The following is a 21,876-nucleotide window of genomic DNA, read 5'->3' as shown; positions in this document are numbered from 1 at the left end:
TTACCCTAGCCGTTTCCAACAAGAGAGCATGATGGGCGAATTCGATGCCATCCGACCGTACGACGATGCTGAGGTCCCTGCCGTTCTGGCACGCCTGCTCAGCGACCCGGCATTCCTCGATATCCTCACCCACTTCAAATTCCCGCGCGCAGCCGGCGCCCTCGGCTGGCTGCTCAAGCCGCTGATCGCCCGCCGCTTGCGCAAGGAGTTCGCCGGCGTCACCTGCGTATCGACCTTGCAGGACAAAGTCGAGTACTACGTCGACCAGACCATCGAACGCGCCACCGACGGCGTCACCTACTCCGGCGTCGAACAGCTCAAGTCGGGCACGGCCTATCTGTTCCTGGCCAACCACCGCGACATCGTCATGGACCCGGCCTTCGTCAACTACGCGGTGTACCACGCCGGCCTGCCGACGCCGCGCATCGCCATCGGTGACAACCTGCTGCAAAAGCCGTTCGTCAGCGACATGATGCGCCTGAACAAGAGCTTCATCGTGCACCGCTCGATCAGTGGCCGCCGCGAAAAGCTCGCGGCCTACCAGTTGCTTTCGGCCTACATCAACCATTCGATTCGCAATGACGGCACGTCGATCTGGATCGCCCAGGCCGAAGGCCGCGCCAAGGACGGTGACGACCGGACCGATTCGGCAATTCTCAAGATGTTCCACATGAGCCGCAAGGACGAGCCGTTCGGTGCGGTGATCCAGAGCCTGAACCTGATTCCGGTGTCGATCAGCTACGAATACGACCCCTGCGACCAGGCCAAGGCCCGCGAGCTGTACATTCGCGCCACCACCGGCACGTACAAGAAGGCACCCGGCGAAGACGACAACAGCATCGCCAAGGGCATCACCGGTTACAAAGGCCGGGTGCACATCAACTTCGCCCCGCCAGTGACCGAGTACTACGAGGACACCAAGCAGCTGGCACAGGAAACCGACCGGCAGATCCTCGGCGGCTACCGCCTGTTCCCGGTGCACTACCTGGCCTATGCGATGTGGAGCGAGAAGGACGAGGCACTGCAGGTGCCGAGCGCCGAGAAGGTGTTCCCGGCCGACGAGCTGGCCAAGGCCAGGGAAGAATGGCAACGCCGGCTGGATGCCTGCCCCGAGGAACAGCGGCCTTACCTGGTATTGCAGTATGCGACGCCAGTGCGCAACCAGTATCAGGTCAAGCAGCAGGCGCCTGTGGCCTGACCCGAGCGGGGCCGCTTGGCGGCCCCGGTACGTTCACAGCCAGGTGCTGAACCAGGACAGCAGCAGCGCCATGGCGAGGCAGGAAAAACCCAGGATGTAGTAATAGCGTGGCACGCGCTGGGCGAACATATCCGCCGGCCCCTCCTCCACCGCCAGACGGTCGCGGGTGATCGCCTCCCGCCGCCGTGCACTCTGCAGCAGCAACCCGCCTGGGCAGGTCAACAACAGCGCCAGCAGATTGATCAGCTTGGTAGGGTGGGCGGAAAGAAAGCCCCAGAGCACTTGCAACGACATCACGCTACCTCGGTCATAGCCACAGCGAAGCCCGGCATTCTACCGAAGTCCGACCCGGCCGCCCGTTCTTGGCGACAAAGTGTCACTTGATTTCATCCTGTCACATGCTCGTCATCAGCACAGGCCACGCTATCGGCCTTTTCCCGTACCGGAGCTTGTTGATGCTGCACGCTGAAAACCAGGATCGTCTCTATCAGGTGACACAGAGCGATGAGCAGCAGGCGTTGATCGATGGTTTCGCCATCAATGTCCAGGACCGCCAGTGGCTGATCTACTGCGCGCTGGGTGGGCATGTGCACGAGGACCTGCCCGAGGTGGATGCGAGCACCGGCATCAGCTTGCTGGATTTCCACATAGCAGCCGCTTGAACCTGTTCTGGCCTTTTCGCGGGCACAGGCAACAAAAAACCCGCTACCTGGCACTCAGGTAGCGGGTTTTCAGGTTTGCAGCGTAAGGCTTATTCGCCCAGCACCTGACCGATGGTCGGGTCCTTGAACAGGCGGGTCAGCGCATCGCTCAGCACATCGCCCACCAGCTGGGTGTTGGTGTCCTGGTTCGGCGCCATGCCGAAACGCTGGTCCAGCGAAGCACCGTAACGGCCGCTGTAGCGGCGACTGGCATTCTGGACGTCAGCACGGAAGGTGGCGCCGATGGTGGCTTCGGTCACGTACAGGTTGTCTTTAGGGGACTGATACTTCAGTTCGGCCAGGGTCACGGTCAGCTGAGGTGCGTTGTAGGCATTCGGCGTCGGGGTGAAGCCGAGCAAGCGCACGGCGGCTTCGGCCTGGGCCTGCAGCTTGGGCACGACATCATTGCCACTGACGCTGATGGTGCTGGTTTCGGGGTACATGCCACCGCGAGTGCCCAGGGACTGCGAAGCACGCCCATCGACCACCTTGACCACCACCGGCTGGCCGTGGCCGACCGGTGCGAGCTGAGCCTTGAGCGTGGGTTGCGGGCTGAGTTGTTGCGGGCTGTGGGCACAACCGACCAGGCTGAGGCTGGCTACGGCAATCAAACCGAACAACAGACGTTGCAACATGCGTGTTTCTCCAGAAAATGCGGCGAAGGCCCACAGTATACCCAGCCAGGCACAGGCCAGTCATCGGTCCGGCCCGCTTGTCACAATCGTTTCATGGCCGCGCCCTTATCCTTGCGCCAAGCCCAAACGAACAGGACGTACCGCCATGGCCTCGCTCTGGACTCTGCTCTGTCAACGCCCGCGTCACAACGCCTATGCTCGCCTGGACGGCGAAGGCAAATGCCTGGCCTTCAAGCAATGCAGCCAGGCACCGAGCGGTAGCGGATGGGTGCAGATCAGCGAAATCCAGCTCGCCTGGCTGGGCCGTGAATTGCCCGCCGAAGCCCGGGCTTGCGCCCGCGCAAGGCGCCGTTGGCACCAGCGCATCCTCGCAGCCTGACAAACGCTGCAATAAAAACCACGAATTACGACCTTTCTGCCCGCGACATCGTTATAATCTCCCCCCGATTATAAGGACGTCTCCTGATCGGGCCCCGCATTTGTCGATTGACCTCGGCACCTACACCCGCTTCGCCCACAGAGAGCCTTCCACTCAGGTCTTGCATCGGCTGTCGTGCCTGCTTTTCCGGCCCTTCGCACTGCATGAACCTGTGGGTTGCCATCGCGCAGTCCCCTTTTGAGGTTCACGTCTCCAAAAGAGCGTGAAAAAACGGTTTTTCACAACTTCACGAGAGTGTGGCGAGCAAATGAACAGTCTGGCATGTGCAAAAGCGGCAGATGTGTCCCGAACAGCCCTGAACAGGCGGCAAAAGTGCTCATCCCGGATGAGTGTCTGAAGTCGTTCCCTAGCGCACGCACGACACCTTGACCATAAGTCGAATTGCCGCACCCGTGGCAGACGGCGTTCAATGGCTGAACCCGAAGACTGGTTGGCGGTGTCCGCGGAAGTTGCAAGAACTGCGAAGAGTCGGACATGGCGATCCTGGCAACCCCAGTGGTCCTATGCTGTCAATTAGGTAGCTGTAGATTGTGGAGACGCGTTAAATGGCGCAGAACGAATCGGTTGATGTGGTATTGGTAGGCGCGGGCATCATGAGTGCCACCCTGGCCGTACTGCTCAAGGAGCTTGACCCGACCCTGAAGCTTGAGGTCGTCGAGGCAATGGACTCCGGAGCCGCGGAAAGCTCCAACCCCTGGAACAACGCAGGTACCGGCCACGCCGGCCTGTGCGAGCTGAACTACACGCCTCAGGCTGCCGATGGCAGCATCGACATCAAGAAGGCCGTGCACATCAACGCCCAGTTCGAGGTCTCACGCCAGTTCTGGGCTTACCTGAGCAAGAAGGGCACCTTCGGCTCGGCACGTGCATTCATCAACCCGGTCCCGCACCTGAGCTACGTCGAAGGTGACAAGGGTGTGGCCTTCCTCAAGAAGCGCTTCGAGCTGCTCAAGCAGCACCACGCCTTCGCCGAGATGCAATACACCGAAGACAAGGCTGTGATGAAGGAATGGATGCCGCTGATGATGCCAGGCCGCCCGGCCGACCAGCACATCGCCGCAACCCGCGTTGCCAAAGGCACCGACGTCAACTTCGGGGCACTGACCAACAAGCTGCTCAAGATTCTGGGTGACAGCGCCGACGCGCAGGTCAAGTACAGCAAGAAAGTCGTCGGCCTGCGCCGTAACGGCAGCGGCTGGACTGTAAGCATCAAGGACGTTAACAGCGGCGGCGCCCGCGAAGTCGACGCCCGCTTCGTGTTCCTCGGCGCTGGCGGCGCGGCCCTGCCGCTGCTGCAGATGTCCGGCATCCCGGAAAGCAAAGGTTTCGGCGGCTTCCCGGTCAGCGGCCAGTGGCTGCGCTGCGACAACCCGGAAATCGTCAAGCAGCACCAGGCCAAGGTGTACAGCCAGGCTGCGGTCGGCGCACCACCGATGTCGGTGCCACACCTGGACACCCGCGTGGTGGACGGCAAGACTTCGCTGCTGTTCGGCCCTTACGCCGGCTTCACCACCAAGTTCCTCAAACACGGCTCGCTCATGGACCTGCCTCTGTCGGTGCGCATGGGCAACATCGGCCCGATGCTGGCCGTAGCCCGTGACAACATGGACCTGACCAAGTACCTGGTCAGCGAAGTGATGCAGTCGATGGAACAGCGCCTGGAATCCCTGCGCCGCTTCTACCCGGAGGCCAAAGCCGAAGACTGGCGCCTGGAAGTGGCTGGCCAGCGCGTGCAGATCATCAAGAAGGACCCGAAGAAAGGCGGCATCCTGCAGTTCGGTACCGAGCTGGTCTCGGCACAGGACGGCAGCCTGGCTGCCCTGCTCGGCGCCTCGCCAGGTGCTTCGGTAACCGTGTCGATCATGCTCGAGCTGATCGAGCGCTGCTTCCCCGAGCAGGCCAAAGGTGCCTGGGCTGCCAAGCTCAAGGAGATCTTCCCGGCTCGCGAGAAGGCACTGGCCACCGATGCCGCGGTGTACCGCAAGATCAGCGCCGACAACGATGTGGCATTGGAACTGGTGGAAGACAGCCCGGCCAAGCACTACGCCTGAGCCGGCCTGAAACGAAAAAACGCCCCTCGGGGCGTTTTTTTGTGCCTGGGATCGCTATCAGCCGCGGGCCTTGGCGATGATCTCCACGTACTCCGGCGCATTGCGCTGGTCGGCGATCACTTCGACGAAGGTCTTGCCGTGCTCGTCCTTGCCATTCAGGTCCAGGCCAGCCTCGACGAAGAAGCCCACGAAGCGCTCGAAGTCATCGACACGCAGGCCGCGGTAGCCTTTGATCAGCTTGTGGTGCGAAGGCGAGGTTACGCCATCGGCCGGCTCAAACTGTAGGAACGACTTGATGTAGTCGTCGCTGATTTCGTCACCAATCACCTGCTTCTTGTCTTTGCGCATTGCCGGCTCCAACTGACCATCAAGGAATTTCGAAGGCCGGCAGTTTACCCCCCACAGCCAGCACGCCTCAACGCGAACGTACGGTACCGGTGTGCAGGTCCGCCCAGATGTGGCCATTGGCATAGGTCAGGAACTGCACATAGACGGTCTCGTTGCGCAGCAGGTCCATGACCACCCGGTAATCGCTGACCGGGTAATTCAGGCTCAAGGTTCGCGACTTTTCGTCGAACACTGGCTTCTTCAGGCTTTTGCCTGCCTCGCCATCGAAGTTGAGCAACACCTGGCTGATGGTCGCGCCCTTGCTCAGCGGTTTGCCCTTCAGGCGTATCTGCAGCGAAGCCGTGATCGGAATCGGCTGCTGGTCGGACTGGCGCTGTGCCCCCACCACCACCGAGTAATCGGTTACTTGTAGCAACTGCTGGCCGGTCGGCGCTTCCTGGCGCAGGGACTGGTCATCGGGCGGGAGGAACTGGCTGTGCAGCGGCGCTGCGGCGAGAGGCAAGCTCACCGCCAGCAGCAGGGGAAGAATCGCACGCATGTGAGGCTCCTTGGCATGAAGGCGCACTCTATCACGCAGGCAACAGCACGACTCAATCGAACTGCGCGAGCATCCAGGCTTGGTATTCAGCCGCGCCGGGTTCACCTTCACGTGGCGCCCAGGCGGCATGCTCACCCTCGACCAACTGGCGGTAAGGGCCGGCCTTGCATTCAAACATGATGGTGTTTGGGTCGAGCGCCACCAGACCATGGTAGACGCCTGGCGGCAGGTCTACCCCCATGCACTCGCCGCCCGCTTCGAGGATGCGGGTGCCGGTCAGCGCGCCCTGTTCATCGAACAGCAACAGACCGAGGCGGCCTTTGAGCACCAGCAGGGTTTCAGCCTTGTCGTCGCTCAGGTGCCGGTGCGGCGCGATGTAGGTCGAGGGCTGCAAGCCGACCGCCAGGCGATGGCAAGGGTCCGCCATCTCATGGAAGTTGTGATGGTGCCGCAGGCGCGGCGCATCGGCGGCTTTTTGCGCCAGCCCGGTAAACAACGTTTGGTCGATGAATGCAGGCTGGCTCATGGTTAAAGTCCCTTGACCGCGAAAATGCCGTTTGCGTTACGCCAGTAGCCTTTATAGTCCATCCCGTAACCAAAGATATAGCGATCAATGCACGGCAGGCCGGCATAACTCGCCTTCAAGCCAGGGCTGGCCTTGCGGTCGTGGTCCTTGTCGATCAGCACAGCGGTGTGCACCGCGCGCGCGCCGGCATGCTTGCAGAATTCAATGATGGCGCTGAGGGTGTGGCCTTCATCGAGGATGTCGTCGACGATCAGCACGTCACGGTCGATGAACGACACTTCCGGCTTGGCCTTCCAGAACAACTCGCCACCGCTGGTCTGGTTACGGTAACGGGTGGCATGGATGTACGAAACCTCCAGCGGGAACTGCAGGTGGGTCAACAGTTTGCCAGCAAAGATCAGGCCGCCGTTCATCACGCAGAACACCACTGGGTTGGTGTCGCGCAGGTCCTTGCAGATCTGCTCGCCGACCTTGGCGATGGCCGCTTCGACTTCGGCTTCGTTGTAAAGGCAGTCTGCCTCGCGCATGACTTGACGGATGTGCTCGAGATCGGCGGACATGGCGCTCTCCAGGAGGGGCATTTTGGAAAAGCGGGCAAAGGTACGCATCCGCTCGTCACAGATCAAGCATTTATGGACTAACGTGCAAAAGGACTACACGACAGCAAAGGCTGAATAGATTAATCTAGCGCGGTTTTTTTGCCCGCCTTTCGGAGCCCCCTATGCCTACTCGTGAGATCCGCCATCCGCTGATCCGCCACAAGCTCGGCCTGATGCGCCGTGCCGACATCAGCACCAAGAATTTTCGCGAACTCGCCCAGGAAGTCGGCGCCCTCCTGACCTACGAAGCCACCCAGGACCTGCCCCTCGAAAGCTACGAGATCGAGGGCTGGTGCGGCAAGGTACAAGTTGAAAAAATCGCCGGCAAGAAGATCACCGTGGTACCGATCCTGCGTGCCGGCATCGGCATGCTCGACGGCGTGCTCAGCCTGATCCCGGGCGCCAAAGTCAGCGCCGTGGGTGTTGCCCGCAACGAAGAAACCCTCGAAGCGCACACCTACCTGGAAAAGCTCGCACCAGACATCAACCAGCGCCTGGCCCTGATCATCGACCCGATGCTCGCGACCGGTGGTTCGATGGTGGCCACCATCGACCTGCTGAAAAAGGCCGGTTGCAAGGAGATCCGCGCCATGGTGCTGGTCGCCGCGCCAGAAGGCATCGAAGTGGTGGAGAAAGCCCACCCGGACGTCCAGATCTACACCGCTTCGATCGACCAGCGCCTGAACGAGCATGGTTACATCGTCCCAGGCCTGGGCGATGCCGGTGACAAGATCTTCGGCACCAAGCAGAAGGACGCCTGACCATGCAGGACGGCTTCAACGACCCGCTCTGGCGCCAGGTCGTCTCGGGCGCGCAGATGCTCTTCGTGGCATTCGGCGCGCTGGTGCTGATGCCGCTGATCACCGGCCTCGACCCGAACGTGGCATTGTTCACCGCCGGCATCGGCACCCTGCTGTTCCAACTGGTCACCGGCCGTCAGGTGCCGGTATTCCTGGCGTCGAGCTTTGCCTTCATCACCCCGATCATCCTCGCCAAGGGCCAGTTCGGCCTGGCCGAGACCATGGGCGGCGTGATGGCCGCAGGCTTCGTGTACACCTTCATGGGCTTGATGGTGAAGATCAAGGGCACCGGTTTCATCGACCGCATGCTGCCACCGGTCGTCATCGGCCCGGTGATCATTTCCATCGGCCTGGCCATGGCGCCGATCGCCGCCAACATGGCGATGGGCAAGGCCGGTGACGGCAGCGTGCTGCTGCCGTACAAGACCGCGATGCTGATCTCCATGCCTGCGCTGCTGACGACCCTGATCGTCGCCGTATTCGGCAAGGGCATCTTCCGCCTGGTACCAATCATTGCCGGCGTGCTGGTGGGTTTTGCCCTGTCGTTCGCCTTCGGCGTGGTCGACACCGCCAGGATCGCCGCCGCGCCGTGGCTGGAAATCCCCAACTTCACCGCGCCGGCCTTCAACTGGCAGGCCATTCTGTTCATCGTGCCAGTCGCCCTGGCGCCGGCGATCGAGCACATTGGCGGGGTGATTGCAGTCGGCAGTGTGACCGGCCGCGACTACCTGAAGAAGCCCGGCCTGCACCGCACCCTGTTGGGTGACGGCCTGGCCACCACCGCAGCCGGCCTGTTCGGCGGCCCGCCCAACACCACCTACGCCGAAGTGACCGGTGCGGTGATGCTGACCAAGAACTACAACCCGAAGATCATGACCTGGGCGGCAGTCTTTGCCATCACCCTGGCTTTCATCGGCAAGTTCGGCGCGCTGCTGCAGAGCATCCCGGTGCCGGTCATGGGCGGTATTCTGTGCCTGCTGTTCGGCTCGATCGCGGCGGTGGGCATGAACACCATGATCCGTCACAAGATCGACCTGGCCGAAGCACGCAACCTGGTGATCGTTTCAGTGACCTTGGTGTTCGGTATCGGCGGCGTGCTGATCGGCAGCGGCGACGGCCCGGATGACTGGGGCCTGAAAGGTATTGCCCTGTGCGCCCTCGTGGCAATCGCCCTGAACCTGATCTTGCCGGGCAATGACGGCTGGAAGCACAAGAAGCTGGATGATCAACTGCCTTGATCCGGCGTTAACCTGACCTGGCCTCTTCGCGGGACAAGCCCGCGAAGAGGCCGGAACAGGCTTACCAACAATCAGGCTTTTTCACACATCCGGGCCAACACCCTCACCCACTCCGGGTGATCATTCAGGCACGGCACCAGCATCAACTCTTCGCCGCCCGCTTCGACAAACTGCTCGCTGCCGCGCATGCCGATCTCTTCCAGCGTCTCGATGCAATCGGCAACGAATGCCGGGCACATCACCAGCAGCTTCTTCACCCCGGCTTTGGCCAGCTCGTCCAGGCGCGTCTCGGTGTAGGGCTCGATCCACTTGTCACGCCCCAACCGCGACTGGAACGACACCGACCACTTGCCTTCCGGGATGCCCATCTGCGCCGCAAAGGCCTTGGCCGTAGCCAGGCACTGCCCGCGGTAACACACGGCACGCACTTCGGCGCTGGCATCGCGGCAGCAGTCGGCTGAACGCAGATCGTGCTTGCCGGTCGGGTACAGCTTCTTCAGGTGCCGCTCCGGCAAGCCATGGAAACTCAGCAACAGATGGTCGAAGTCCTGCTCGAGGTAAGGCCGGGCACTGGCGACCAACGCGTCGATGTACTCAGGATGGTCATAGAACGGCTTCAGCACGCGCAACTGCAACGGCAACTGGCGCTCGGCCAACGTCTGCCTTGCCTGTTCCACCACCGTGGTGACCGTGCTGTCGGCGAACTGCGGATAAAGCGGCGCCAGGGTCACCTTGCGCACACCTTGTGCGGCCAGACGCGCCAGCACCTCAGGCAACGCTGGCTCACCGTAGCGCATGGCGATTTCCACCGGCCCGTGTGGCCAGTGCTCAACCATCGCCGCTTGCAGGCGACGGGTCAGGACTACCAGTGGTGAGCCTTCATCCCACCAGATCGAGGCGTAGGCGTGCGCCGACTGCTCCGGTCGCTTGATCAGGATCAGTGACACCAGCAGGCGTCGCACCGGCCAGGGCAAGTCGATCACGTAGGGGTCCATGAGGAACTGGTTGAGGTAGCGGCGCACATCGGCCACCGAGGTGGAGGCCGGCGAACCCAGGTTAACCAGCAGTAGAGCGTGATCGGTCATGCAGCGTCCTTTGTCAGAGGCGGCTGGACAAGTTGCCCAGGGCCGATTGCAGATCGTTGAAGCGGAATGTGAAGCCTGCCGCCAGCAGGCGCACCGGGCGCGCTCGCTGGCCGCCGAGCAGCAAGGTCGACAGCTCGCCGAGACCGGCCTTGAGCAGCAAGCCGGGCATCGGCAAGAATGCAGGCCGATGCAGCGCACGCCCCAGCGCCTTGGCGAAATCGCGGTTGCGGACCGGCTCTGGCGCGCAGGCATTATAGGGACCGCTGGCGTCCTTGTGCTGCAAGAGAAAATCTATCAGGGCGATCTGGTCGTCGATATGCACCCATGGCATCCACTGCCGGCCATCCCCCAACGGCCCACCCAGCCCGAGCTTGAACGGCAGGCGCAGGCGCGACAGGAAACCACCGTCGCTGGCCAGTACCAGCCCGGTGCGCACCAGCACCACGCGAATGCCAAGGTGCTGCGCGCGTTGTGCGGTTTCTTCCCAGGCGATGCACAGCTGGCTGGCGAAATCTTCGCGAACCGGCGGCGAGGCCTCGGTCAGTTCGCGTTCGCCGCCATCGCCGTACCAGCCCACGGCGGAACCGGAAACCAGCACCTCCGGGCGCTGTTCACGGTTGCCCAGCCAGGCCAGCAGCTGCTCGGTGAGGGTGATGCGGCTGGCCCACAGCAGGTTGCGGCGAGCGGCCGACCAGGGCCGATCGGCGATCGGCGCACCGGCCAGATTGACCACCGCATCCAGCTGCTCATCAGGCCCCAGATCTTCCAGCCGGCCAATCCCGCGCACCCCGCTGCCACACAATCGCGACACGTTTTCAGGGCGTCGACTCCACACGGTCAGGCGATGCCCCTTGCCCAGCCAGTATTGGCAAAGGTGCTGGCCGATCAACCCGGTACCACCTGTCAGCAATATATGCATGGCTGTGTCCTCGCAGCGTGCGGCCATGGTCTATTTTTAAGAACAAGGCACTTTTCCAGACCTATCGCTCTCGGATAACCATAGGCCATGTTGCCTATGAAGCGGAATAACCTTATACAAAGATTGTGCATTGTACAGGTTTGCCTGACAGCGTAGTCTGCCTACAGCAAGGTTCGAAGAGGCCATCATGACAGTACCTATTGCCATCATCGGTGCCGGTATCGCCGGCCTGTCCGCCGCCCAGGCCCTGCAGAAGGCCGGGCAGTCCGTTCACTTGTTCGATAAAGGCCATGGCAGCGGCGGGCGCATGGCCAGCAAGCGCAGCGAAGCCGGCGCACTGGACCTGGGTGCGCAGTATTTCACTGCCCGTGACCGGCGCTTCGTCGAGCAGGTGCAGCAGTGGGTGGCTGCCGGCTGGGCCGCGCAGTGGAAGCCGCAGCTGTACAACTACCGGGACGGTGAACTGACCCCCTCTCCCGACGAACAGACCCGCTGGGTAGGCGTGCCGCGCATGAGTGCCATCACCCGTGGCCTGCTCAAGGACGTCACGGTGAACTTCGGCTGCCGTATCGCCGAAGTGTTCCGCGGCAAGCAATTCTGGCACCTGCAGGACACCGAAGGTTGCAGCCATGGCCCGTTCAGCCGCGTGGTGATTGCCGTACCCGCGCCCCAGGCCACTCAATTGCTGGCCGCCACGCCAAAGCTCGCGGCCGTGGCTGCCGGGGTGCAGATGGAACCGACCTGGGCCGTCGCCCTGGCGTTTCAGGCACCGCTGGATACGCCGATGCAAGGCTGCTTCGTGCAAGGCAGCGCGCTCGACTGGCTGGCCCGCAACCGCAGCAAACCCGGCCGCGATGAACACCTCGATACCTGGGTGCTGCACGCCACATCCGACTGGAGCAGGCAGCACATCGACCTGGCCAAGGAAGAAGTGATCGAGCACCTGTGGGGGGAATTCGCCGAGCTGATCGGCTGCGTGGTCCCGGCGCCGAGCTTCGCCCTGGCCCACCGCTGGCTTTATGCGCGGCCAAGCAGCAACCACGAATGGGGTGCGCTGGCCGATGCCGACCAGGGCCTCTATGCCTGTGGCGACTGGTGCCTGTCTGGCCGTGTCGAAGGCGCCTGGCTCAGTGGCCAGGAAGCTGCGCGGCGGCTGTTGGAGCACCTGGATTAACGTCACGCGGCAGCGCTATACAAAAATACTAGTTTGCATAACTTTCTGGCTGTGCTGGAATTAACTTGTACGTGATAGATTCCTTGTACAAGTTTTCGGAGACAGCCATGCCAGAACCTGCACCCGCACATAAGCCCCGTATCGCCATCAGCGCCTGCCTGACCGGCCATAGCGTGCGCTACAACGGCGGGCACAAGGCTTCCGACCTGTGCCGTGAACAACTGCAAGCGCACTTCGATTGGCTGCCGGTGTGCCCTGAAGTCGCCATCGGCCTGGGCGTGCCCCGCGACCCGATCCGCCTGGTCGGCGACCCCTCGCGACCCGCCGTGGTCGGAACGCGCAACCCGGACACCGACCTGACTGTCCCCTTGCGCAACTATGGCGAACAGATGGCCGATGAGCTCGATGACATCTGTGGCTACATCTTCATGCAGAAATCCCCCTCCTGCGGCCTGGAGCGGGTCAAGGTCTACCAGGAAAACGGTTATCCTGCGCCGCAAGGCGGCATGGGGGCCTATGCCGCTGCCTTCTGCGCCCGTCGCCCGGACCTGCCGGTCGAGGAGGAAGGACGCCTGCACGATCCGGTGCTGCGGGAAAATTTCATCAGCCGCGTCTACGCCTACGCCGACTGGCAGCAATTGCTGGCGCAAGGGTTGAGCCGTGGCGCCCTGGTGCGTTTCCATTCACGCTACAAGTACCTGCTGATGGCCAACAACCCCCAGGCCTATCGTCAGCTCGGCCGCCTGCTGGGCAGCATGAGTCGGGAGGATGACCCCGAACAGATCGGGCCTCGCTACTTCAGCCAGCTGATGCAAGCGCTGCGGCGTTGCGCCAGCCGGGGTACCCACGGCAATGTCCTGCAGCACCTGAGCGGCTACTTCAAGGATTCGCTGACGCAGCAGGACAAAGCTGAGCTGCAGCACCTCATCGGCCAGTACCAGCAAGGTGTAGTACCGCTGGTGGTGCCACTGACACTGCTCAAGCATCACTTGCGCAAACACCCCGATCCTTACCTGCAACAACAGACGTACCTGCAGCCGCACCCTGACAGCCTGGGACTGCGCAATGCTGTCTGAAACCCTCGTGCCGATTGGCGAGCTGGCCCGGCGCACCGGCGTCAACCCGGTCACCTTGCGCGCCTGGGAGCGTCGCTATGGCTTGCTGAAGCCGCAACGCACCGCCAAAGGGCATCGTTTGTACGGGCAAGACCAGCTCGAACGGGTTCAGGCGATACTCGGCTGGCTTGAACGGGGTGCTTCGGTCGGTCAGGTTCGCGAGCTGCTCGACCAACCGGTAGAGCGTACACCGATGGGCGACTGGCAGCCGCGCCAGCTGCAGCTGGTCGAAGCCATTGCCCACCTCTCCCAACGCAGTCTCGACCAGCAACTGAACCAGGTGATGGCGTTGTACCCAGCCGTGACGCTGTGCGAACAGTTGCTGCTGCCGCTGCTGGCATCCCTCGCGGTGCGCTGGCGCAGCCACTTCAACGCGCGGCTTGAACAGGTGTTTTTCCATACCTGGCTACGCAGCAAGCTAGGGGCTCGGGTGTATCACGACAATCAATCGTTGCAGGGGCCGGCCGTGCTGCTATGCGAAGACAGCGAGCGCCCGTTCGACCCAAGCCTGTGGCTGTGCGCCTGGCTGCTAAGTAGCAACGGCATCCCCGTAGAGGTGTTTGAACAACCGGTGGGCGGCGCGCAGCTACAACGTGCCGTGACCACCCTGCAGCCTCGGGCCGTGCTGCTGCACCTTGGCCCGCGAATCGATGCCAGCACCTTGCAGCGGACCTTGCAAGGTATCGACGTGACCAAGCTGCTGGGCGGCGCCACCCTCGCCCTGCACCAAGCCGAGCTGCACGCTTTCGATCTGCCCGACCTTTTCCTGTTCGATACCCCGCAGGCGGCATTGCGTGTGCTGCAAGGCAATGTGCGCCTGCCTGTAGAGACGAGTGCCCCATGCAACTGATCTGGCTGCGCAGCGACCTGCGCATCGACGACAACTCCGCCCTCAGCGTTGCCTGCGAGCGCGGCCCGACCGTGGCCTTGTGGCTGGCCAGCCCCGGTCAATGGCAGGCCCACGATGACGCTGCCTGCAAGGTCGACTTCTGGCTGCGCAACCTGCGCCAGCTGCGCCAGGCACTGCAAGAACTGAACATCCCGCTGCTGGTGCGCACGATCGACACTTGGGACCAGGCCCCGGCGACCCTGCTCGACGTGTGCCGGCGGCACAACATCGAAGCGGTGCACTGGAACGACGAATACGGCATCAACGAGGAGCGGCGCGATGCAGCCACGCGCAAGCTGCTGGAGGATTCTGGCGTGCGCGCCCACAGCTACCTGGACCAGCTGTTCTTCCGCCCGGGCACCATCGTGACTCGCAGCGGTGACTACTTCCAGGTCTTCTCCCAGTTCAAGAAAGTCTGCCTGGAACACCTGCACCGCAGCCTGCCGACACTGGCCCGCCGAGTAAATCGCCAGCAGCCACTGGGTATCGCCAGCGACCCGATCCCGCAGCACATCGATGGCTTCGACAAACCCGCCGTTGCGCTGAGCGATTACTGGCCAGCCGGTGAAGCCGAAGCGCAGGCGCGGCTTGCCCGCTTTGTCGATGAAACGGTCGAAGACTATGCGCACCTGCGCGACCTCCCGGCCAAACCTGGCACCAGCCAACTTTCTGCCTACCTGGCGGCTGGCGTGATCTCGCCCCGCCAATGCCTGCATGCTGCCCTGGCCAGCAACCGCGGCGAGTTCGACAGTGGCAACAGCGGCGTGCAGACGTGGATCAACGAATTACTCTGGCGCGAGTTCTACAAGCACATCCTGACGGGTTACCCGCAGGTCTCCAGGCATCGTGCCTTCCGCACTCAGACCGAAGCCCTGCCCTGGCGCGATGCGCCAGACGATTTCAAGGCCTGGCAGGAGGGGCGTACCGGTTTCCCGATCATCGACGCGGCCATGCGCCAGTTGCTGCACACCGGCTGGATGCACAACCGCCTGCGCATGATCGTCGCGATGTTTCTGAGCAAGAACCTGCTGATCGACTGGCGCCTGGGCGAACGGCACTTCATGCGCCATCTGATAGACGGTGATCTGGCCGCGAATAATGGTGGCTGGCAGTGGAGTGCCTCCACCGGCACCGACGCAGTGCCCTATTTCCGCATCTTCAACCCGGTTTCCCAGTCGCAGCGGTTCGACCCCGAAGGCCGCTTCATTCGCCACTGGCTACCGGAATTGCGTGGACTGGACGAAAAAACCATCCATCAGCCAGTGAAGTCAGCCGATCTTTTTGCTAATAATTCCTATCACAGTCCGATTGTCGATCTCGGCAGCAGTCGCCAGCGTGCACTGGAGGCTTTCAAGGGCCTACCACGCCGGCAGGATCAGAGGGCAGCATCTTGAATAACTCGCGTAGTTTCTGGGTTACGGGGGCCAGCAACGGACTGGGTCTGGCCTTGGTGGAGCGGTTGCTCGAGCAAGGGCACCGGGTTGCCGCAAGTGGCAAAGCAAGCGAAGCACTGGACGCTCTGGCCATGCGCCATGGTAGCCGGCTGTTGCGCCTGCCGTGGCAATTGCATGAAGAAGGCACGGCCGCCAGGGCGGCAGAACAGATATGCCACGCCTGGTGCTCGCTGGACGTCTTGCTCATCAACGGTGGGGCCAGTGATTACCTGGCCGATGACGTGGCGGACAGCGATGTGTTCGAGGCCATCGTCAATGACAACCAGCTGGCTGGCGAGCATTGCCTGGCCAGTGCGCTCCCCTTGCTGGCGAAGGGGCATCAGCCGCAGGTCATGGCGATTTTCAATCGTTATTCGGCCTTGCAGCTGTACTCGCCGACCCAGGTTTCGGCGGGCTGGAACAATCTGCCGCAGTGGTCGCGTGAACAGCGCCAGTTATTGAAGGATCATGGGATTGACCTGACCGTGGTGGCACCGCAGTCGCTGAAGACGCCGGTGACTTCCGTGCAGGCCGTTCCGGATGCCTGGACGCCGCAGAGTGCGGCGGATGAACTGATCGCTCGCCTGGCATTGCGTGAACCGGAACTGGTGCTGGAGGTGCTGGATATCAGCAGCCTGTGGCCGCTATCCCGTTGAGTTCTGAGTTTTCAAGCCCGGCCTCTTCGCGGCGGTTCGGCGCGAAGAGGCCGGCACAGGAAAACTCAGAGGGCCATGCGATAGTGCAGGCTGTAACTCTCGACACCGTCGTTAGGGGTCTGGATCCCCGCATTGGAATAGTGGATCGCTCTCACCCCGATTTCATGCCCACCGGCAAAACGCAAGCCGAAGCCAATTCTGTCTTCGAACTGGAAAGACGAACCTAACTTGTTGCTCTCGAGTTCGGTATGGGCGAAAGCCGCCACGCCAATCCCCGCTTCGATATACGGCTTCACCGAATTACCGGCGAACTCGTAAACGAACACGGGCGCAAACGAAAGGCTGTGGTTGCTGGAGGTCTCGTCACCGTCCCAGTAGGTGTAGGCGCCATCCCAATAGCCAGTCAGCCGGCCAACGCTGGTCTGCCACCAGCTTGCATCCCAGTTGGACTGCAGACCCAGTCGATAAACCATGGTGGAATCACCGGTCTGTCCTACCGAAAACGATACATCGGCTGCTTGCGCTGCCACCACATGCCCCAGGGTAAACGCGGCAGCGGCCGCCAAACCGATCAGCTTCCTCATGAAAAACATCCTTTCCTGATGCTGTTATTAGTGTTCGCCTTGTGTCAGGCAAATCGGTAGAAATCGGCAAGGCAACGTTAGTTCAGCGGTTTTCACATTTTTTTTACAACTGAAAGCGTTGCACTACGTCCGACTTATGCCACAGCACTGGCAGGATATTTCTCAGCGCCTGCGGTTCGCCGCTGGTCCAGAATGCCGCATCACGCGCCGGCCCCGCCGCCAGCAGATCGCGTGCGGCCAGCAGGCGCTGCAATTGGCGCGCCACGGCGGCACCGGTATCGATGATGGCCACATCGGCGGGCACCATCTGCGCCAGCAGCGAACGCAGGAACGGGTAGTGGGTGCAACCGAGGATCAACGTATCGCAGCCAGCAGCCAGCAGTGGCTGCACATACCCCAGCAGCAACTGGCACAACTGCGGGCTGCCGAGATCACCGGTTTCGATGAGCTCGACCAGCCCTGGGCAGGGCTGGGTGATCACCTGCACGTCATTGGCGAAACGGTCGAGCAAGGCGGCAAACTTGGCGCTCTGCAAGGTGCCGGTGGTGGCCAGCACGCCGACCACACCCGAGCGGGTGGCGGCGGCGGCAGGCTTGACCGCCGGCTCCATGCCGACCAAAGGCCAGTCGGGATACAACTCGCGCAGGTCGCCGACCGCAGCCACGGTCGCGGTGTTGCAGGCCAGGACCATTGCCTTGGCACCTTGCGCCTGGAAGAACTCGGCGATGCGCCGGCAGCGCTGGCGGATGTAGTCCGCAGACTTTTCGCCATAAGGAATATGTCCGCAATCGCCCACATAGAGCAGCGACTCGTTGGGCAACAGGCGCTGGATTTCGGCAAGCACCGACAAACCGCCGACCCCCGAGTCCATCACGCCGACCGGCGCCGAGCGCTCAGCCATCGCGCTTGCCACACACGGCACACGCCGGGTCACGCTTGACGCGCAATTCACGCAGGCGCGTGCCGAGGGCGTCGATCAACAGCAGGCGGCCTATCAGCGGCTCACCGAAGCCGGCCAGCAGTTTCATCGCTTCCAGCGCCTGCAGGCTACCGACCAGCCCCACCAGCGGGCCGATCACACCGGCTTCGCTGCAGGTCAGCTCATCTTCGCTGCCATGGCCGTACAGGCAGTGGTAGCAAGGGCTGTAGTCACGACGCGGGTCGAACACCGACAACTGGCCTTCCAGCCGGATCGCCGCGCCACTCACCAGGGGCTTCCCCGCTGCGAAGCAGGCCGCATTGACCGCCTCGCGGGTGCCGAAGTTGTCGGAGCAATCAAGCACCAGGTCGACCGCAGCCACCGCAGCGGCCAAGGAGTCTTCGTCCAGTGCCTGGCGGTGGGCAACCAGCGCGATCTCCGGGTTGATCGCCTGCAGCCGCTGCAGCGCCGAATCCACTTTGCTCATGCCAACGCTGTCGCTGTCATGGATGACCTGGCGTTGCAGGTTGGTCAGGTCGACGGTGTCGAAGTCGGCCAGGTGCAGCTCACCCACGCCCGCCGCCGCCAGGTACAGCGCCACTGGCGAGCCGAGGCCACCGAGGCCGACGATCAATGCCTTGCTGCGCTTGAGCCGCAGTTGGCCGTCGATGTCCACCTGGGCCAGCAAAATCTGCCGGCTGTAACGCAACAGTTCCTGATCGCTCAGCATGGCAGGCGCCCCAGTGAAATACGCTCATGGCCGCCCAGGTCCTTGCGGCTGACCACTTCGGTGAAGCCTTGCGCGCTCAACAGGGCGCGCACGTCCGCCGCCTGGTCGTAACCGTGCTCGAGCAGCAGCCAGCCACCCGGCACCAGGTGCTCAGGCGCCTGGGCGATGATCACCCGCAGGTCATCCAGGCCATCGGTACCGGCCACCAGCGCACTGCTGGGCTCGAAACGCACGTCGCCCTCGACCAGGTGCGGGTCTTCAGCGCGGATGTATGGCGGATTGCTGAGGATCAGGTCGAAACGTTGCCCGGCGAGGCTGCCAAACCAGTGGCTGGCCAGCACCCGGACGTTATCCAGGCCCAGGCGTTGGCGATTACGCTCGGCCAAGGCCACGGCCTCTTCGACGCGGTCCACCGCCGTAACCTGCCAGGCCGGGCGGTCGCTGGCCAGGGCCAGGGCGATGGCGCCGGTCCCGGTGCCCAGGTCGAGGACCGTGGCAGGCGATGCGGGCTGCAGCTCCAGCGCGGTTTCGACCAGCAGCTCGGTATCCGGGCGTGGAATCAGCGTATGCGGCGCTACTTCCAGGTCGAGCTTCCAGAAGCCCTGCTGCCCGAGGATGTAGGCCACCGGCTCACCGGCCCGGCGGCGTTGCAGGTAGCTGGCGTAGGTCTCGGCATCTTCGCTGCTGACGATGCGCTCGGGCCAGGTGTGCAGGAAGCTGCGCGACTTGCCGATGGCAGCGGCGAGCAGCAGTTCGGCGTCCAGGCGCTCGCTGGGCGAGTCCGGCAGCTGCGCGTTGCGCAGGAGGCTGGCAATGATGGTCATCAGTCCCCCAGGGCAGCCAGTTGGTCGGCCTGGTATTCAGCCAACAGCGGTTCGATGACGGCCTCCACGCCACCGGCAAGGATGTCGTCGAGGGAGTACAGGGTCAGGTTGATGCGGTGATCGGTTACCCGCCCCTGTGGGTAATTGTAGGTACGGATGCGTTCGGAGCGGTCACCGGAGCCAACCAGCAGCTTGCGCTCGCTGGCGATGGCGTTCTGCGCGGCACTGGTCTGCATGTCATTGAGCTTGGCCGACAGCCAGGACATGGCGCGGGCGCGGTTCTTGTGTTGCGAACGCTCTTCCTGGCACTCGACCACGATGCCGGTAGGCAAGTGGGTGATGCGGATCGCCGAGTCGGTCTTGTTCACGTGCTGACCACCGGCACCCGAGGCACGGTAGGTGTCGACACGCAGGTCGGCCGGGTTGATCTCGATTGCCGCTTGCTCGTCGGGCTCGGGCAGCACGGCCACGGTGCAGGCCGAGGTGTGGATACGGCCCTGGGATTCGGTTTCCGGCACCCGCTGAACACGGTGCGCGCCAGACTCGAACTTGAGCTTGCCGTACACGTTTTCGCCTTCGACACGGGCAATGATCTCTTTGTAACCGCCGTGCTCGCCTTCGTTCTCGGAGAGGATCTCCAGGCGCCAGCCGCGCTTCTCGGCGTAGCGCGAGTACATGCGGAACAGGTCGCCGGAGAAGATCGCCGCTTCGTCACCGCCAGTGCCGGCACGGATCTCGAGGAATACGTTGCGGCCATCGTTGGGGTCCTTGGGCAGCAGCATGCGCTGCAGGTTGGACTCCAGTTCGACCAGTTGCTCCTTGGCTTCGCGCACTTCTTCGACGGCCATTTCGCGCAGGTCGGGGTCAGCGTCCTTGAGCAGCGCCTGGGCGCCTTCAAGGTCGTCCTGCACCTTGCGCCATTCCTTGTAGGCGGCATGAACCGGCTCGACTTCGGCATATTCACGGGAATAGGCGCGGAAGCGGGTCTGGTCGGAAATGACTTCGGCATCACCGAGCAGCGCGGTGAGTTCCTCGAAGCGGTCCTGGAGAATCTCCAGTTTGTTCAGCAGCGACGCTTTCATTGCGGGGATTTGTCCGTCGAGCCCTCGTTGAGGGCAAAGAGTTCCTGGGCCATGGCCAGCGCATCGAGGCGGCCCTCGGCCGAGAGCTTTTTCAACTGCACGCTGGGGGCATGCAGGAGTTTGTTGGTCAGGCCCCGGGCCAGTTGCGCCAATACTTCTTCGGGGTTGCCGCCATTGGCCAGCAGGCGCTGGGCCTTTTGCAGTTCTTCGTCGCGCAGGCGCTCGCTTTGCTGGCGGTAGGCACGCAGCACATCGACCGCGGCCAGTTCGCGCAGGCGCAGCATGAAATCTTCGGCGCCCACCGAAACCAGCTCTTCGGCGGCCTGGGCCGCACCCTGGCGGCTCTTGAGGTTTTCCGCGACCACTTCGTGCAGGTCATCGACGGTGTACAGGTAGACGTCGTCGAGTTCGCCCACTTGCGGCTCGATGTCACGCGGGACGGCGATATCGACCATGAAGATCGGTTTGTGCCGGCGCTGCTTCAGCGCGCTTTCCACCGCGCCCTTGCCGAGGATCGGCAACTGGCTGGCAGTGGAGCTGATGACGATATCGCTGTTGGCCAGCTCCTGCGGAATGTCGGCCAGCAGCACGGCATGGGCACCGAACTGCTCGGCGAGGATGCTCGCCCGCTCCAGGGTGCGGTTGGCCACGACGATGCGGCGCACACCTTGTTCATGCAGGTGGCGAGCGACCAGGGTGATGGTTTCGCCGGCACCGATCAGCAGGGCCTGGCTGCGGCCCAGGTCGCTGAAGATCTGCTTGGCCAGGCTGACCGCAGCGAATGCCACGGAAACCGGGTTTTCGCCGATCGCGGTGTCGGTGCGCACCTGCTTGGCGGCGCTGAAGGTGGCCTGGAACAGGCGCCCGAGCAACGGGCCGATGGTGCCGGCCTCACGCGCCACCGCATAGGCGGACTTCATCTGGCCGAGGATCTGCGGTTCGCCGAGCACCAGCGAATCGAGCCCGGAGGCGACCCGCATCATGTGCTTCACCGCATCGTGTTCTTCATGGACGTAGGCGCTGGCACGCAGTTCGTCCAGGCTCAGCCGGTGGTACTCGGCCAGCCATTGCAGAACGGCGTCGGCGGACAGGTGGTCCTGCTCTATATAAAGCTCGCTACGGTTGCAGGTCGACAGGATCGCCGCCTCACGGCTGGCGGTCAGTCGGCAGAGCTGCTGCAGGGCGTCTACCAGCTGCTCCGGGGTAAACGCCACGCGCTCGCGTACGTCTACCGAGGCAGTCTTATGGTTGATACCAAGTGCAAGAAAGGCCATGCAAGGTCGCTGGTTGTGACGAGAAGCCGATAATTGTCCTCTTTCGCAGGTTTTAGAACAACCACCGTTCGCTATTGTGCTGATAGCCCTGCCCCCGCTGCTCAGGGAACCGGCGCGCT

25 protein-coding genes are annotated in these 21,876 nt (G+C 62.8%); 11 read left to right on the top strand and 14 right to left on the bottom strand.

Translation table 11 applies throughout. The features are described from left to right. Positions 1-28: 28 nt before the first annotated feature. Positions 29-1,198 carry a 1-acyl-sn-glycerol-3-phosphate acyltransferase gene (locus ACQKPS_RS07945; RefSeq protein WP_254483209.1) on the top strand — a complete coding sequence of 390 codons (1,170 nt, stop codon included), beginning with the start codon at positions 29-31 and terminating at the stop codon, positions 1,196-1,198. A 33-nt stretch (positions 1,199-1,231) separates the two neighbouring features. Here the strand turns inward: ACQKPS_RS07945 and ACQKPS_RS07940 are convergent, their stop codons facing one another. After that, the gene (locus tag ACQKPS_RS07940; protein WP_254483207.1) at positions 1,232-1,492 is read right to left on the bottom strand and encodes a hypothetical protein; all 261 of its coding nucleotides are present in this window, start codon (positions 1,490-1,492) and stop codon (positions 1,232-1,234) included. Between the two features lie 161 nt (positions 1,493-1,653). On the opposite strand from ACQKPS_RS07940, the gene ACQKPS_RS07935 reads away from it, so the two are divergent. Next, positions 1,654-1,860: a hypothetical protein gene (locus tag ACQKPS_RS07935; protein ID WP_254483206.1), complete on the top strand. Its 207-nt coding sequence runs from the start codon at positions 1,654-1,656 to the stop codon at positions 1,858-1,860. An 89-nt stretch (positions 1,861-1,949) separates the two neighbouring features. Here ACQKPS_RS07935 and ACQKPS_RS07930 read toward each other — a convergent pair whose 3' ends face one another. Further along, positions 1,950-2,534 carry a YajG family lipoprotein gene (locus ACQKPS_RS07930; RefSeq protein WP_054887481.1) on the bottom strand — a complete coding sequence of 195 codons (585 nt, stop codon included), beginning with the start codon at positions 2,532-2,534 and terminating at the stop codon, positions 1,950-1,952. Positions 2,535-2,679: 145 nt separating this feature from the next. Between ACQKPS_RS07930 and ACQKPS_RS07925 the strand changes: the two genes are divergently transcribed. Continuing rightward, the gene (locus tag ACQKPS_RS07925) at positions 2,680-2,913 is read left to right on the top strand and encodes a hypothetical protein (RefSeq protein WP_254483205.1); all 234 of its coding nucleotides are present in this window, start codon (positions 2,680-2,682) and stop codon (positions 2,911-2,913) included. Positions 2,914-3,518: 605 nt separating this feature from the next. Further along, on the top strand, positions 3,519-5,024 hold the full coding sequence (gene mqo, locus ACQKPS_RS07920; protein ID WP_427603483.1) for a malate dehydrogenase (quinone): 1,506 nt from the start codon (positions 3,519-3,521) through the stop codon (positions 5,022-5,024). Between the two features lie 57 nt (positions 5,025-5,081). Here mqo and ACQKPS_RS07915 read toward each other — a convergent pair whose 3' ends face one another. The 4 genes from ACQKPS_RS07915 to ACQKPS_RS07900 form a co-directional block, all read right to left on the bottom strand. Beyond that, entirely contained in the window at positions 5,082-5,372 is a 291-nt protein-coding gene (locus ACQKPS_RS07915) for a PA4642 family protein (RefSeq protein ID WP_427603481.1), read from the bottom strand. 67 nt (positions 5,373-5,439) lie between these two features. After that, on the bottom strand, positions 5,440-5,910 hold the full coding sequence (locus ACQKPS_RS07910) for a hypothetical protein (protein ID WP_254483203.1): 471 nt from the start codon (positions 5,908-5,910) through the stop codon (positions 5,440-5,442). A gap of 52 nt (positions 5,911-5,962) precedes the next feature. Continuing rightward, positions 5,963-6,436: a WbuC family cupin fold metalloprotein gene (locus ACQKPS_RS07905; protein WP_254483201.1), complete on the bottom strand. Its 474-nt coding sequence runs from the start codon at positions 6,434-6,436 to the stop codon at positions 5,963-5,965. 2 nt (positions 6,437-6,438) lie between these two features. After that, the gene (locus ACQKPS_RS07900; protein WP_254483200.1) at positions 6,439-6,996 is read right to left on the bottom strand and encodes a hypoxanthine-guanine phosphoribosyltransferase; all 558 of its coding nucleotides are present in this window, start codon (positions 6,994-6,996) and stop codon (positions 6,439-6,441) included. A 161-nt stretch (positions 6,997-7,157) separates the two neighbouring features. Here ACQKPS_RS07900 and upp point away from each other — a divergent pair, with 161 nt between their 5' ends. Both upp and ACQKPS_RS07890 read left to right on the top strand, forming a co-directional pair. Then, the gene (gene upp, locus ACQKPS_RS07895; protein WP_176506862.1) at positions 7,158-7,796 is read left to right on the top strand and encodes a uracil phosphoribosyltransferase; all 639 of its coding nucleotides are present in this window, start codon (positions 7,158-7,160) and stop codon (positions 7,794-7,796) included. Between the two features lie 2 nt (positions 7,797-7,798). Next, a complete protein-coding gene (locus tag ACQKPS_RS07890) occupies positions 7,799-9,073 on the top strand; it encodes a uracil-xanthine permease family protein (protein ID WP_254483198.1) in 1,275 nt (424 codons plus the stop codon). A 71-nt stretch (positions 9,074-9,144) separates the two neighbouring features. Here the strand turns inward: ACQKPS_RS07890 and hemH are convergent, their stop codons facing one another. Both hemH and ACQKPS_RS07880 read right to left on the bottom strand, forming a co-directional pair. Beyond that, the gene (gene hemH / locus ACQKPS_RS07885) at positions 9,145-10,158 is read right to left on the bottom strand and encodes a ferrochelatase (protein ID WP_427603477.1); all 1,014 of its coding nucleotides are present in this window, start codon (positions 10,156-10,158) and stop codon (positions 9,145-9,147) included. A 13-nt stretch (positions 10,159-10,171) separates the two neighbouring features. Continuing rightward, positions 10,172-11,077 carry a TIGR01777 family oxidoreductase gene (locus ACQKPS_RS07880; RefSeq protein WP_313201999.1) on the bottom strand — a complete coding sequence of 302 codons (906 nt, stop codon included), beginning with the start codon at positions 11,075-11,077 and terminating at the stop codon, positions 10,172-10,174. A 187-nt stretch (positions 11,078-11,264) separates the two neighbouring features. Here ACQKPS_RS07880 and ACQKPS_RS07875 point away from each other — a divergent pair, with 187 nt between their 5' ends. From ACQKPS_RS07875 to ACQKPS_RS07855, 5 genes are all read left to right on the top strand, one after another. Further along, a complete protein-coding gene (locus tag ACQKPS_RS07875) occupies positions 11,265-12,251 on the top strand; it encodes an NAD(P)/FAD-dependent oxidoreductase (RefSeq protein WP_254483192.1) in 987 nt (328 codons plus the stop codon). A 107-nt stretch (positions 12,252-12,358) separates the two neighbouring features. Continuing rightward, complete coding sequence (locus ACQKPS_RS07870; RefSeq protein ID WP_283723951.1) at positions 12,359-13,327, top strand: DUF523 and DUF1722 domain-containing protein; 969 nt, start codon at positions 12,359-12,361, stop codon at positions 13,325-13,327. Next, positions 13,317-14,216 carry a MerR family transcriptional regulator gene (locus ACQKPS_RS07865; RefSeq protein ID WP_283723950.1) on the top strand — a complete coding sequence of 300 codons (900 nt, stop codon included), beginning with the start codon at positions 13,317-13,319 and terminating at the stop codon, positions 14,214-14,216. The genes ACQKPS_RS07870 and ACQKPS_RS07865 overlap by 11 nt, the downstream gene beginning before the upstream one ends. Further along, a complete protein-coding gene (phrB, locus tag ACQKPS_RS07860) occupies positions 14,207-15,649 on the top strand; it encodes a deoxyribodipyrimidine photo-lyase (protein ID WP_427603474.1) in 1,443 nt (480 codons plus the stop codon). Before ACQKPS_RS07865 ends, phrB begins: the two co-directional genes overlap by 10 nt. Next, on the top strand, positions 15,646-16,344 hold the full coding sequence (locus tag ACQKPS_RS07855) for an SDR family oxidoreductase (RefSeq protein WP_427603472.1): 699 nt from the start codon (positions 15,646-15,648) through the stop codon (positions 16,342-16,344). The genes phrB and ACQKPS_RS07855 overlap by 4 nt, the downstream gene beginning before the upstream one ends. 65 nt (positions 16,345-16,409) lie before the next feature. Here ACQKPS_RS07855 and ACQKPS_RS07850 read toward each other — a convergent pair whose 3' ends face one another. The 6 genes from ACQKPS_RS07850 to hemA form a co-directional block, all read right to left on the bottom strand. Continuing rightward, positions 16,410-16,928: an acyloxyacyl hydrolase gene (locus tag ACQKPS_RS07850; protein WP_254483185.1), complete on the bottom strand. Its 519-nt coding sequence runs from the start codon at positions 16,926-16,928 to the stop codon at positions 16,410-16,412. 103 nt (positions 16,929-17,031) lie between these two features. Continuing rightward, the gene (gene murI / locus ACQKPS_RS07845) at positions 17,032-17,829 is read right to left on the bottom strand and encodes a glutamate racemase (protein WP_427603470.1); all 798 of its coding nucleotides are present in this window, start codon (positions 17,827-17,829) and stop codon (positions 17,032-17,034) included. After that, positions 17,822-18,577, bottom strand: coding sequence for a molybdopterin-synthase adenylyltransferase MoeB (locus ACQKPS_RS07840; protein WP_254483181.1), 756 nt, complete (start codon positions 18,575-18,577; stop codon positions 17,822-17,824). The genes murI and ACQKPS_RS07840 overlap by 8 nt, the downstream gene beginning before the upstream one ends. After that, the gene (prmC, locus tag ACQKPS_RS07835; RefSeq protein ID WP_254483180.1) at positions 18,571-19,401 is read right to left on the bottom strand and encodes a peptide chain release factor N(5)-glutamine methyltransferase; all 831 of its coding nucleotides are present in this window, start codon (positions 19,399-19,401) and stop codon (positions 18,571-18,573) included. The genes ACQKPS_RS07840 and prmC overlap by 7 nt, the downstream gene beginning before the upstream one ends. Continuing rightward, entirely contained in the window at positions 19,401-20,483 is a 1,083-nt protein-coding gene (prfA, locus tag ACQKPS_RS07830; protein ID WP_283723945.1) for a peptide chain release factor 1, read from the bottom strand. Before prfA ends, prmC begins: the two co-directional genes overlap by 1 nt. Next, positions 20,480-21,757, bottom strand: a complete 1,278-nt coding sequence (gene hemA / locus ACQKPS_RS07825; RefSeq protein WP_054887461.1) for a glutamyl-tRNA reductase — start codon at positions 21,755-21,757, stop codon at positions 20,480-20,482. The genes prfA and hemA overlap by 4 nt, the downstream gene beginning before the upstream one ends. Positions 21,758-21,876: the final 119 nt, after the last annotated feature.

It is taken from the genome of Pseudomonas sp. NPDC086566, assembly GCF_050280885.1.
GTDB classification, from domain to species: Bacteria; Pseudomonadota; Gammaproteobacteria; order Pseudomonadales; family Pseudomonadaceae; genus Aquipseudomonas; species Aquipseudomonas vlassakiae.
The sequence above is the reverse complement of the archived record's forward strand: the minus strand, read 5'-3'. Positions and strand labels throughout refer to the sequence as shown.